Source organism: Spirosoma utsteinense (genome assembly GCF_014282275.1).
Lineage (GTDB): Bacteria > Bacteroidota > Bacteroidia > Cytophagales > Spirosomataceae > Spirosoma > Spirosoma utsteinense.
Genome location: NZ_VFIA01000076.1, coordinates 1 through 11,856 on the forward strand (window position 1 = coordinate 1; position 11,856 = coordinate 11,856).

At 50.6% G+C, this 11,856-nt stretch carries 15 protein-coding genes and 1 tRNA gene; 8 read left to right on the forward strand and 8 right to left on the reverse strand.

Annotated features, from left to right (window positions below; translation table 11 throughout):
• Positions 1–107: 107 nt before the first annotated feature.
• Both FH603_RS26710 and FH603_RS26715 read right to left on the reverse strand, forming a co-directional pair.
• On the reverse strand, positions 108–305 hold the full coding sequence (locus FH603_RS26710; protein WP_235985627.1) for a DUF5712 family protein: 198 nt from the start codon (positions 303–305) through the stop codon (positions 108–110).
• A complete protein-coding gene (locus tag FH603_RS26715) occupies positions 305–787 on the reverse strand; it encodes a BfmA/BtgA family mobilization protein (protein ID WP_186742164.1) in 483 nt (160 codons plus the stop codon). Before FH603_RS26715 ends, FH603_RS26710 begins: the two co-directional genes overlap by 1 nt.
• A gap of 818 nt (positions 788–1,605) precedes the next feature.
• Between FH603_RS26715 and FH603_RS26720 the strand changes: the two genes are divergently transcribed.
• The 6 genes from FH603_RS26720 to FH603_RS26745 all read left to right on the forward strand — a co-directional run bounded on the left by FH603_RS26720 (position 1,606) and on the right by FH603_RS26745 (position 6,461).
• Positions 1,606–2,568 carry a replication initiation protein gene (locus tag FH603_RS26720; RefSeq protein ID WP_186742167.1) on the forward strand — a complete coding sequence of 321 codons (963 nt, stop codon included), beginning with the start codon at positions 1,606–1,608 and terminating at the stop codon, positions 2,566–2,568.
• Positions 2,569–2,868, forward strand: coding sequence for a BrnT family toxin (locus tag FH603_RS26725; protein WP_186742169.1), 300 nt, complete (start codon positions 2,569–2,571; stop codon positions 2,866–2,868). It begins immediately after the preceding gene.
• Positions 2,840–3,031: a hypothetical protein gene (locus FH603_RS26730; RefSeq protein ID WP_186742171.1), complete on the forward strand. Its 192-nt coding sequence runs from the start codon at positions 2,840–2,842 to the stop codon at positions 3,029–3,031. The genes FH603_RS26725 and FH603_RS26730 overlap by 29 nt, the downstream gene beginning before the upstream one ends.
• 217 nt (positions 3,032–3,248) lie before the next feature.
• Positions 3,249–4,106, forward strand: coding sequence for an SDR family oxidoreductase (locus tag FH603_RS26735; RefSeq protein ID WP_186742173.1), 858 nt, complete (start codon positions 3,249–3,251; stop codon positions 4,104–4,106).
• A 96-nt stretch (positions 4,107–4,202) separates the two neighbouring features.
• Positions 4,203–5,588 carry an FAD-binding oxidoreductase gene (locus tag FH603_RS26740; protein WP_186742175.1) on the forward strand — a complete coding sequence of 462 codons (1,386 nt, stop codon included), beginning with the start codon at positions 4,203–4,205 and terminating at the stop codon, positions 5,586–5,588.
• 648 nt (positions 5,589–6,236) lie between these two features.
• The gene (locus tag FH603_RS26745; RefSeq protein WP_235985628.1) at positions 6,237–6,461 is read left to right on the forward strand and encodes a hypothetical protein; all 225 of its coding nucleotides are present in this window, start codon (positions 6,237–6,239) and stop codon (positions 6,459–6,461) included.
• 674 nt (positions 6,462–7,135) lie between these two features.
• On the opposite strand, the gene FH603_RS26750 is transcribed toward FH603_RS26745, so the two are convergent.
• Together FH603_RS26750 and FH603_RS26755 are read right to left on the reverse strand one after the other, a co-directional pair.
• On the reverse strand, positions 7,136–7,534 hold the full coding sequence (locus tag FH603_RS26750) for a response regulator (RefSeq protein WP_186742177.1): 399 nt from the start codon (positions 7,532–7,534) through the stop codon (positions 7,136–7,138).
• Positions 7,535–7,578: 44 nt separating this feature from the next.
• Positions 7,579–7,649 (reverse strand) — tRNA-OTHER (locus FH603_RS26755).
• Between the two features lie 157 nt (positions 7,650–7,806).
• Here FH603_RS26755 and FH603_RS26760 point away from each other — a divergent pair.
• Positions 7,807–8,112, forward strand: coding sequence for a hypothetical protein (locus tag FH603_RS26760; RefSeq protein WP_186742179.1), 306 nt, complete (start codon positions 7,807–7,809; stop codon positions 8,110–8,112).
• A 117-nt stretch (positions 8,113–8,229) separates the two neighbouring features.
• Here FH603_RS26760 and FH603_RS26765 read toward each other — a convergent pair whose 3' ends face one another.
• Positions 8,230–8,667, reverse strand: a complete 438-nt coding sequence (locus FH603_RS26765; protein WP_186742180.1) for a response regulator — start codon at positions 8,665–8,667, stop codon at positions 8,230–8,232.
• A gap of 186 nt (positions 8,668–8,853) precedes the next feature.
• Between FH603_RS26765 and FH603_RS26770 the strand changes: the two genes are divergently transcribed.
• The gene (locus FH603_RS26770) at positions 8,854–9,267 is read left to right on the forward strand and encodes a response regulator (protein WP_186742181.1); all 414 of its coding nucleotides are present in this window, start codon (positions 8,854–8,856) and stop codon (positions 9,265–9,267) included.
• Between the two features lie 500 nt (positions 9,268–9,767).
• Here the strand turns inward: FH603_RS26770 and FH603_RS26775 are convergent, their stop codons facing one another.
• The 3 genes from FH603_RS26775 to FH603_RS26785 all read right to left on the reverse strand — a co-directional run bounded on the left by FH603_RS26775 (position 9,768) and on the right by FH603_RS26785 (position 11,809).
• Positions 9,768–10,079: an HU family DNA-binding protein gene (locus tag FH603_RS26775; RefSeq protein WP_186742182.1), complete on the reverse strand. Its 312-nt coding sequence runs from the start codon at positions 10,077–10,079 to the stop codon at positions 9,768–9,770.
• A 78-nt stretch (positions 10,080–10,157) separates the two neighbouring features.
• Positions 10,158–10,862 (reverse strand): hypothetical protein, encoded by a 705-nt coding sequence (locus FH603_RS26780; RefSeq protein ID WP_186742183.1) that lies wholly within the window; start codon positions 10,860–10,862, stop codon positions 10,158–10,160.
• Complete coding sequence (locus tag FH603_RS26785) at positions 10,859–11,809, reverse strand: DUF5712 family protein (protein ID WP_222439564.1); 951 nt, start codon at positions 11,807–11,809, stop codon at positions 10,859–10,861. Before FH603_RS26785 ends, FH603_RS26780 begins: the two co-directional genes overlap by 4 nt.
• Between the last annotated feature and the right edge of the window lie 47 nt (positions 11,810–11,856).

Genomic DNA, 11,856 nt, shown 5'->3' on the forward strand with positions numbered 1-11,856 from the left:
TTGGAAAAGTTGCTCAACTTTGAGATCACGGGCAGTGTATAACCTATTGACAATCAACGTTATAGTTGTACCTAATGAAACATTTTCCCGGAATGTTGGCAACTACCCTACTTAGCATCTTCCCGGCCTAAATTACGCTTGTTGTGGTCGATCTGGGCCACGACCTCGTGGCCAGCCAACTGCTCCCGGCTCTGGCTGAACCAGAACTCAGCCTGCTGCTCGGGCTTGAGCTTGTTTTCTTTCTCTAAGTACTCGACCAGTCCCCCACAACTGCCTGCCCCGCCTGCTCCTATTTTAGTCATCATCACTGGGTGGGATTGTCCTGTTGCTGAATCAGTTCGTCGGTCTGCTGCCTGTACTCCGGGCGTAGGGCATTATCCACCAGAGCCGTACGGAACGAAAGCCGCATCAGGGTCTGAACAGCTCCCACCACACCCGTTAGCTGCTCCTCTAAGTGCTCCGGTGTAATGACGTTGCTGCTCTCGCCTTGCCCGATCTGGGTCCGCATGGCCCGCACTTCGGACAGGATAGGCTTCAATAGCTCTTTCTCCTGCTCTCGGATAAATCCAATCAGGCGTTTATCTAAGGTATCTACTTTTTGGGCCATTTTCTTCAAGGCTACGTCGGGCGTATCAGCCTTCGTATCACGGGGATCAATCTTGGTAACGGTGAAATATTGCACCATAACGGCAATCAAATCTTTGTGGGAAAGGCCTAATGCCGTGCCTAACCGCTCTAACTGTTGGTGAGTACCTACGCTGACAGATAGACTTTTTCGGTCGCTCATATGGGACAAGTTTATACAGTTACCAACTGAAAACCAATTAATTAGTAAAAATGTGTACAAATTATATTACTAAAAAATTTCACTTTTAAATATAACATATTGATTACTAAACCCGTAGGGCGAGAAGAACGGTATGTAGCGTAGCGGAATAGCGTTCCGTCTCGCTCTTAAATAAGACCGCTTCGCGCTCCACAAACCGGATGGCAAACGTTGATAAAGGGAAGGTCAGAACAATACAGTAGATTCGCAAATCGAGTCATGGCCAGCATAGCCAGTATATCAAGCTGCGGCCAGGATAGATGACAGGGGAGAAACAAGTACTTTTTTCTTTTCCCGTCGTCATTGGTTAAAATTCGTAGGGTTTGATTATATTAGAATAGTACAATCCGTGGAACAGTATAAACTAAATATGTAGTTTGCCCCCTCCTGCCCTCTTGATTTTTTGGTGTTTTTGTTTTTTTCTGTTTTCTCCTTTTCCCTTTAATATTTTCCTGCGTCAGCCCTGCTGGTTTGCGTCAGCCACCCTAAATGCCGTTTTTTTTTGCAACACAATCTTTGTGTTATTTGAGGTATTTGTTTTATTTGTTATCCTATATATAGCGAAAAGAAAGGTTTAGTCCGTGAAAAGAAAGGTTTAGTCCGTGAAAAGAAAGGTTTAGTCCGTGAAAAGAAAGGTTTAGTCCGTCTAAAAGAAAGGTTTAGTCCGTGAAAAGAAAGACTAATTATAAATTATTTCTTTATTTATTTTATTTTTACAAAGAAGATGCAAGTCTAAGCACTGGCATCTTCTTTGTAAAAAGATAAACGTCTAAAGATCAATGAATAATGAGTTGCAAGTCCGCCAACATAATGCCATTACGACAGCGCGTTATGAGTACTCAGAATTACAATTAGATATATTCTTGTACCTACTTTCGATGCTTAGAAAGGACAAGACGGATGGTGTTTATGAGATTGTAGTTAAGGATTTGTCCGCCATGACGAGCAAAGAATATAAGTATGGTTATTTACGAAAAGCCACCGAGGAGATGGGTAGCCGTATGTTTGAAATCTCGACAGCCAAAAGTCTCAAACAACTCTGGATGTTTCAACGGGTCGAGTACATGATCGGAGAAGGGCGGATTGAAATTGAGTTTGCTAACCCAATTAAGCCTTACCTGTTCGATCTAAAAGATAATTTTACCTCCTTTCAACTCTATGCAGCTCTGCGTCTGGGCAGTAAGTACGCCAAGCGGATCTACGCTTTATGCAGTCAGTGGAAAGACAAAGGGCAGACTCAGACCTTTAGCTTGGACGAGTTCAAAAAGATGCTGTCTCTACTCGATGACAAGGGCAATGAGCAGTACAAACCCATTTCAATGTTTAAGAAGTTCGTGCTTGATGAGTCAGTTAAGCAGATCAACCGGCACACTGATTTAGAGATCGGCTATACCCTTCAAAAACGGGGCCGTAGCTTCAACAGCGTTACTTTCACCGTCAAGGCACAGCCTTTGGCCGTAGTCTTACCACTGAAAGACGGACCTATCAAGGCGGGGGTGGCTCCGGTGGGCGTGTCGGATGCACAGCACCAGAACGCCCGGCTACTACTGGAGAAGTGGAATATCAAGCGGGCCGATGTGGTCAATCAGATCATGAATTCGGCCGATCTGGTGCAGGAGGTCAATAAGTTTGCTTACGAGCTGCAAACGGGTAAGGTCAAGGTCGAGAAGAACGTAGCGGGCTACCTGCTCACCCGGCTCGGCTTGAAGGAACCAAAAGGGAAAGAAAAAACCACCAAATAGATGCCTGATTTTCAGTGGGACGCAGGCAACAAGGGCCACATCGTGGATGATTATCCCATAAGAGCCAATACGACCGATGAAGTGGAAAGCTTGTTTTCAGATCCAGCATTCGCACCGCTGCCAGACCGGGTAGACGATCATGGAGAACAACGATATAAGGTCGTCGCCCGAAGCAACCTAAATCGGATCTTGTACGTTGCTTTTGTGGTCAGAAATGGTCAAATTCGGCCCATCAGTTGCAGGCCAGCCAGCCGAAAAGAACGAGAACGTTATGCTCAAAACACCCAAAAACCCGAATAGGAAGCCGACTCAATCCCCGACGCCTAAAATGGTGGCCGTGATTAAAAACGGTATGACCGAACAGGAAATGAAGGAGTCCGGCGAACGATGGGCCACTCATGAAGGACCTTACATGACTTTACAAGAGGTCTTGGATATCGAAGCGGCTAAACAACGCAAATAAGCCCCGGCAGCGCTAAAGCCCGCAACGGCGGCCTACTGCTGAAACTTATGAGTTGACCAACCCTGCTTCTGATGCGCCCGCCGGGTGTGGTGTGAGGCAGGGGTTAACTGATAGATTTAATGAGCAATAGCGTCTCACTCCCAACCGCGAACCGGCAGTTGCATAGCAGGAGGCATACCTGACCTTTTTCGACTTTTTTAATAACGCGAAGTATCTCATGAAAGTGCTTGTAGTAGGTGCCACGGGCCACTATGCTCATCTAGTAGTGTCCGCCCTGGTAGCCCAGGGAGTAGAAGTACGCGCCCTGGTGCGCCAGCCCGACCAGGCTACGGGTGCCCGGCAGTTGGGAGCCGCCGAAATTGCAGTGGGCGACTTGCGCGACGCGGCTAGCCTGGCAGCCGCCGTCCGGGGCGTGGACGGGGCGTTTCACCTCGGACCAGTCTTCGCACCCGACGAGGCGGCTATGGGAGAGCGAATGGTAGCGGCGGCCCAGGCTGCGGGTGTGCGCAAGCTGGTGTTTTCCAGTGTTATGCATCCCTCACTGCCGCTAAGCAATCATGCCGCCAAGCGCCCGGTTGAGGCAGCGCTTTATGAATCGGAGTTGGAATTTACGGTGCTCCAGCCGGCCATGTTTATGCAAAACTTGGCCGACAGCGTGCATCAGGCGCGCACCAGCGGGCAATTGGTGATGCCTTATTCGAGCCAGGCCAAGGTTTGCTACGTCGATTACCGCGACGTGGCCGAAGTAGCTGCCCTGGCCTTTACCACCGACCGGTTGCGCTACGGCACGTTCGAGCTAAGTGCGCCCGGCTTACTCGACCGACCGCAACTTGCTGCCCTGCTCAGTGAGGTGCTCGGGCAGCCGGTGATGGCCGGCGAAGTGTCGCCCGAGCAGGGGGTAGCGCAAATGGGCCTGCCGCCCGGTCCCCAGCACGAGGGGATGCTGGCCATGTTCACGCATTACAACCAGTACGGTTTTGCGGGCGGCAATGCGCTCGTGCTGGAAGCCATCCTCGGCCGGCCGCCGCGCTCCCTCCGCCAGTACTTGCAGGAACTGGCTGGACAAGCTTCTTGACCTAAGCGGATTTTTAGCGCTGTTCCTGCCGCCGGGCGACAAGCGCTTGCAGGCTAAACGCCCATCACCCGATTTCTTACTAATTCCCCTCACCCTATGACTACCCCTGCTTCCATCGATGCCTTGCAAGCTGCCCTCACCGGGGCGCTGCTACAGCCGAGCGATGCCGGCTACGACGAGGCCAGAGCGCCGTGGCTGCGCATCATCGACCAGCACCCGGCCCTGATTGTGGAGGCCGCTATTACCGACGATGTAGTGCTGGCCATTACCTACGCCCGCACTCACTCCCTGCCACTGGGGGTGCAGGCTACCGGCCACGGTATCACCAAAGCCTGCGACGGCGGGCTGCTGCTGAAGCTTAACAAGCTCACCACGCTTGACCTGAACGTGGCCGCCCGCCGGGTGCGGGTCGGGGCAGGCATCAGTTGGAAGGAATTGCTAGCCAAAACCCAGCCGCACGGCCTGGTGGGTCCCTCGGGGCAGGTCGATAGCGTGGGCGTCATTGGCTACACGCTGGGCGGGGGCATCGGCTGGCTGGTGCGCAAGTACGGCGAAGCCTGCGAATACGTGGTCGGGGCAACCGTGGTGCTGGCCTCGGGCGAAGTGGTACACGCCAGCGCTACCGAGCACCCGGACCTGCTCTGGGCCCTGCGCGGCGGCGGCGGCAACTTGGGCGTAGTAGTCGAGCTAGAATTGGAGCTGCTCTCGGAGCCTGATGACGTGCTGGCCGGCCTGCGCTGGTACCCGCTGGCGCGCGTGACCGAGGTCCTCCGCCGCTACCGCGACTGGGCCGCCACGCTCGCCCCGGCCACCAGCAGCGTGTTCCGGCTGGTGAGCGTGCCTGACGAGGCGCAGTTCCCGGATTCCATTCGCGGCAAAACCGCCTGCGTGGTCGGGCTGTGCCACGCCGACCCCGCCACCCAGGCGCAGGTGCGCGCCTCGCTGGACGTATTTGGCGAGCCGGCCCTTGACCAGGTAAAGACCATGCCTTATCCGAAGGTCGCGGCGCTGGACCCGGCCTCCCACGAATCGCACGCGGCGACCTACAACCAGGCCACCTTTCTGCGTGAACTGAGCGACGAGGCCATGGCGCGGCTAGTCGAAATTGGGCAATCGAAATTTCCGCCCCTCTTCCAATTGGAAGTCGCCCAGCTGGGCGGCCACCTCACGCCGGCGGTAGCTGGCCCGCGGCCCGACCAGGCCTCACGCACGCCCACGGCACCCTTTATGCTGCACGCCATTGGCATGCCCGAAAAAAGTGGCTGGGAGCAAGTCAAGCAGGGCATCGCCGACATGTTCGACCACTTGGCTCCCGTGCTCACCGGCGAGCTGTACTATAACTATTTGCGCGGCGACAAGCAGGCAGAGGTAGCTACTGCATTCACCGAAAGCGCTTTCCTGCGCCTCCAGGAAGTGAAGCGCCGCTACGACCCGGGAAACCTCTTCCAACTCAACCTCAATATCGAGCCTGCGGCCCGTTAGTGGACTAAGGATGGCAAAATAGCAATCGGGATAGCACAGGAAAGAACCGGTTGGACATCTACAGGTAGATTCAGTTGTGACAGTTGAAGTCCGTAAGGAGGAAACAATCTTTAAAGACTGGAATTCGGACGAAGTAGGGTCACATTGCCGAATCGTACATAAATCCTCATGACCTGTTTTTAGCATCTCCTGATTTCATTAAATCTGTTGAGAGGGTTCTATACGTGAAATTTGATTACGCGAACGGCAACGTGAAACGTTTTTTGGAGCGATTAAAGCGAAGTTTTCTTGAGCCTACCCTTTTCAATCAATCGACCGTTTGAATGAAATGTACCCTAACGACCTGCAAGTATTCTTAGTTATACAGGCTAGTGACTCGGTGAGGATTTATGTACGATTCGGCAGAGGGACCCCAATGCGATAGAATGCACTTTACCTCTATTATCACGGCCATCGAGGGTGGGAAATTGGGTCAGGAGTTGAAAAAAAGTCGTAGTTTTAGCCTGGTAGGGAGCGGCAGTCATGGTTTTGTAGTCTAGAGAACCATAAAGGTATGGCTAACTGCTCCTTGCTACTTTCATAAGAAAGCCCTGTCGGGTTGAGTAGGACCGCAATTCTGACCCATTAGTTGCCGACCAGCTAGCCAAAATGAACGAAATCGCTATGCTCAACTCACCCCGAAACCCCAATAAGAAAGCGGCTGCGGCTACCGCTCCCAAGGTGATCGCCGTAATTAAAAACAACCTGACGGAGCAAGAAATGTATGAGTCAGGGGCACATTGGGCCAACCATCCGGGGCCGTACATGACCATAGCTGAAACGTTAGCTTATGCCGCTGAACGGGACAAAAAGCGGACTGCTGATGCAGCTTGAGTTTGCCCTTGGTACCCCCCTTACGTTTTTTTGTCATATCAGTAAGGGTACTCTATGCCTGAGAATCCGTGGTGTACTGTCACAATTTCGATTTCAGAATGGCTCATAAGCACTCGACGGGTAGCCCCTCTCGACAAGCTATACTAAGTAATTGAGTAAGTAAGTATTTTTGCTTAAGTATATGCGGGCCGAACTGTTGCCAGGCCTTTGTTAACGTGCTGAGTAGGATAGCTTCTGCCTGTGGTACGGGCAAATTGGCTCCTAAAATAAGTCCCCAAAGTTTAGGCGCATAGAGATCATAAAAGGCCATAAATGCCTGATGATCCAAGGTGGACGTTTCGGCAGAAGGTGGTTCCATGCTGGGCTTCTTTTAGTAACTGGACAAAGAATTACTCTAAGGAAATTCGATGTACATTTTTGCTGATAATCAGCAGTTTACAAAAAGGAGGATTTTCCGGTACAGTCTAAAAAGACCAATGAGTTGATGAAAATTGCGCTTAAACTTGTATCAAAAACTTATACCGGAAATCAACGTACCCGATTTTTGCGTCAAACGGGTACTGGATACAGACCCAAAACGCTTAGAGTAATTCTTTGGCCAGTTACTAATAAAACCCCATGCTATCTCATGTGCAATTGATAATCATATGATTATCATAGATTTTTCCGGTTATCTAATTCAGGTTCCAGTCTGAAACCAGCCGTCTGAGCATATGAATGACCGCTTTTATGGAAGAGGGTTTGGTCAAAAAATCGTTGGCTCCCAAGGCTAATGACTTCCGTTTATCAGCTTCATTGTCGGAAGTCGTTAAAACGACAACAGGTAATTTTCGATAAGCCGGTATGCTCCGTAATTCGGCTAAGACATCAAACCCATTTTTACGTTGCATATTCAAATCCAGTAGAATCAATTTGGGTAGTGAAGGGGCCTCTTCTAACTGAGGCAATAACTCGTCTCCATCGGACAACTGCTTGATCACTAGAGGAAAAACAACCTCTTTAAAGGCCATTTCAATCATCATCTGGTCATCATTGTCATCATCCACAATCCAGACAATTGAGGCGTTTTCCAAGGCTTGTAAACAATTAAAATGGGACTGATATAGTTGGACAAAAGCGACTCCGGACAGACTTGAACTATCGTCTATTGATTAATATCAATTGCTCTACCAACTAAGCTACGGAGTCATATGAAGGGAAAGGTAAGTCTAATTACCCATAAAAAAACACCCACACCCTTGATAAGGCGTGGGTGCAATAATTATAATGTCGAGTAAATCAGCTTATTATAAACTGGCTTGAGCGAATAGTGTTTTCAAGCCGTGAAGCTAAAACTCTCTGGTCGATGATTTCCCTCTATGAACTGGCGCAACAGCGATTGAGCCTTTGGCAACGCCATTACCAAGAACGAAAAACCTTTTATTCCGCTGAAATAGACCGTAGACACGTGTTAGGTCGAAGGCACAAGCAGGAGAGGAATAACCTACATGTAAGCCAGTTAAGGTCTCGTCAAATTGCCGCTCTTCTATTCCAACAAGCTTCGGATATTATGGAATTTAGGGTTATTAATCGAGAGAGCTGGTGGCGTTTACTAGATCAGCAAAATCAGGAAAAGGTTGATTTTGAAGTAGCCTTAAAGCAGGCTACTTGACTTCCTATTTCTTAGAATATTCCCTTAACATAATAAATATTTATAAAACACCCCTCGGAATAGTACAACGCCCGGCTACTCTGTATGAGTAAGCCGGGCGTTGTACTTTACCTGTAATTAGTGGCTAAGCACTCGTTTTGTTTCAGGTAGCTGCTCGATAATGATTTTTGCTAACTCAAGAATCGTACTTGGCTTTTGGCGCCACTGGTCATAGTTTATGTGGTAATGCTTAGTCAACTGCTCCCGGTCTTCCAAACCGGTTAACACTACGGTTGGGATCGCTGACCAATCCGGATACTGCTGCAGGTGGTGGTAAGTTTCTGCGCCGTTCAGCCGGGGCATGTTTATATCTAAGAATATGGCATCCGGGCGGGTAGAGGCGGTTTCCAAAGCGGCCAGCAGGGAGAGACCATTGTCAAATCGGTGAAACTCGCAGTTGGGGACGTGTTGACGAAGAGTCAGTTCAAACAGTAAACTGTCGTCGTCGTCGTCATCAGCCAAAAAAATGCGTAGCGGCTGGGGCGTCGTACCGTCCGTTGAGTAGTCGTTGTCCATAATTCCATGCAAATTCAAAATATACAAATCAACAGCGTCGAATGTTTAAGTTTTTGATTATAAGGCGAATGAGAAGCGCGGGCTATCAGATAGGGAAGCCAACCAACCAGAACGAAACATTATTTGACAAAAAATTCTATCTTTCGGGTTAGGTATAACACCACCGTAACTGCAATTAACCCGCCAATGGAAGATTCGCCCCCTTATTGCGTCTTTATCGCCGATGATGACGAAGATGACCGTTTTTTACTTCGTTTAGCCTTTCAGCAACAAAGTCCCCAGTCCGTTATTGTGTTCGCGGTTGACGGTATCGATTTATTGAGTGCCTTGGCTGAATCCCCCCTGCATCCCTGTCTGATCATTCTCGATTTGAATATGCCCCGGCTCAATGGGCTGGAAGCCCTGGAAGCCCTGCGACAGGTGGAAACATACCGGGCAACGCCGATTGTGATTCTAACGACTTCGGATGATGGGTTCCACCGACAACAGGCGTATGATTTGGGGGCTAATGACTATTTGGTTAAGCCGCTGAACTTAGGCTCGTTACTGAAGATAGTGGATAAATTAGTCGCCGATTGGAACCTGACTCACTGCACATGAGTGATCATTGATTAACGCATTTCGCAATCAGACCGGTTTAAACCGGTCTGATTCGCTCCTGTTAGGCGAAATGCCTGCCCCCCCAGCTAAGGGGGGTGTGTTTGCCGTTTCGTACAAAATCCGTCACTTGACTGATTTGATCGACTCAGCGGCTTTCAATTGCCTGTGGTTCAAAAAGTCACACCTTTCTGAACCACAGGCAACTAACGATTTGAATGATCGAAATAACTCAAAAAATAGGGTCAGAAAATAGGTCCACTAACTATTCTAGTTTTTATTTTATGAACCCAGCTTTCTGGACCAATTCAATTGACAATCAAGTTGTTATAAATTTGGTGCCGCCCAAGTGACGGATTTTGTACGAAACGGCAAAGCGACCCTAAGGGCAATCCATTAGCCTAAAAATGTGTTAGCTACCCTATATTTCAAGGGTTGAAAAGGGAAGAAAAAACGGGGCTGGTCAGGTGGTGACACAGCATGTCACCGCCCTTTTCTAAGGATTACGCTTTCGCTTTCTTGGTGGAAAAGGGTATCTCCTGCGCCCTGACCTGGTCGGTAAATTCACGACTAGGTTTAAAGGATGGAATCGTATGAGCCGCAATCTTAACCGCCGTATTCTGGCTGATGTTACGCGCTATTTTTGAAGCCCGCTGCTTGAGAATGAAGCTCCCAAACGTGCGGACATAAATGGGTTCACCATCGATCAACGCCTCTTTAACAACCTCAAAAAAGGATTCGATTACTGACCGGCTAGTTAGGGAGTCAAGGCCGGTTTTCGCACTGACTTGGTTAATTACATCTTGTTTTGTCATAAACAGACAACTGGTTTTAGGGTGATTAGGGGTGGGGATGCCTAAAAAACTGGTTAGGCCAGGCTCGTGCTGAATGGCTCAGGGATTATAGTAGCGATCATACAGTCGCTTACCCTCCGGCTGGGCCTTTACCCAATTGGTAAACTCGCGTACGCCCTGCGTTTCCGATCGGGCTTGTGCTAAGGCCGCTTCCCGGTCACTGTTCAACCAGTACACGCCCACGATCAGCAGGGCAAACCCTAAAAAGACCACCGCTGCCGACTGCCACGAGGTGAACCCAACCCGGCCCGCGAAGACATCGGCTTTACTCTGACTGGCCCACCGAATGCGCTCGGACGCTGCTGATCCGGCCCGTTCAATCTGAGCGGCTGCGGCGTTTCCGGCGGCTGTGATCGTGCTGGCTCCCGCGTCGGCTGCGGTCCTGATCTGGGCTGCGCTGGGCATTCCCTTCGTCAATTTAGGCAGCAAAAACCCGGCTATCTCGTCGCTGTCCATGGTGTAACTAACGCCCTCCTGGGCCTCGTGCAGCAACGCCTGTACCTCCGTTTGGGTGGCCGCCTGGGGTCGCCCCTCCAGGCGATCAATCCGGGTGTTGAGTCCCTCGATGGCCCGGCTGTGGCGGCTCAATTCATCCGTCAGGCGTTTGATGGGGTCGTACTCCGTGGGGACATCAGTAGTCCGTCGAACTGGCTGGGGTGGTATCGGTTCGACCGCCCGACCGTTGGAAGTGGGTGAGGGGTTATTCTGCTGGCTTAGATTCCTCAAAAATTTATTCTCGCTCATCGGCTAAGGCCCCGGCTAATCCTGGGGGCGTTTCGGGGTTCCTGTTCGATTTTCAGTTGTCGGTCGATCTTTTCCTGCTCGGCTAATTTGGTCGCTTCTAAGGCCAGTTTACGGGCTTCCTCGGCCTTCTGCTCCTCGATCACTCGTTGGCGCTCTCGCTCGGCCTGCGCGGTGGCCAGGGCTGCGCCTAAATCGTTCACGTCCTTCTGCTGGTAGGCTTTGCTTAAAACAGCCCGTAAATCGTCGGCAAACTCGTTTTCAAGCGTTTTGCCAGGTTGCTGGTCCATTTCTACCCCTTGGCTCTGTTCGCGGCTCTGAGCGCGTTTCTGAGCTTGCTCGGCGGCCTGCTGCTGCATCTCCCCTTTGGCCTGCTCGTCGCCGTACTTCATGCAGTGCAAGAACCGGAACGATTCAGTTAACTTCCGCTCGTAATTAAACGCCTGGTCAAAGCTCTGCTCGGTGCGCTGGCTGAAGCTGTTGCGTTCAAAACCGCCAATAACCGGCCCTTTGGTCGTGGCTTTATGGTTGGTCAGGGGGCTAAGGTGGTAGGGGTTCTTACGCTCGTGCAGCTCGTTTTTCTTCCCTTCCACGTACTCCCGTAGGTTCTCCGTCCGGCTCACAATGACGTGGATATGGGTTTGGTCACCGGTCTTGGCGATACCCTTCGGCTGCTCGCCCAACTGTACCGCCCGGTCGGTGTAATCGAAGTTGCGGCTGTGCTCGATCTTGGCAAACCATACCAAATCTTTGCTTTCTATCCCCTTTCCAAAATTGGCCGCATACTCCTCCATCGTGGTCCTGGTGAACGCCTGTAACTTCTGGAGGTCACTACCAATATGGGCTAATTCAGCCTGTGAAGGGGCTAAGATCACCTGATAGTACTTAGGGTAGTTGCCAACATTCCGGGAAAATGTTTCATATAATAGAGTAAAAAAGCTACTAATCAGTTATTTACTCAGGTGCCAGCCTCCCGCTTACTATGGATTTCAACGCC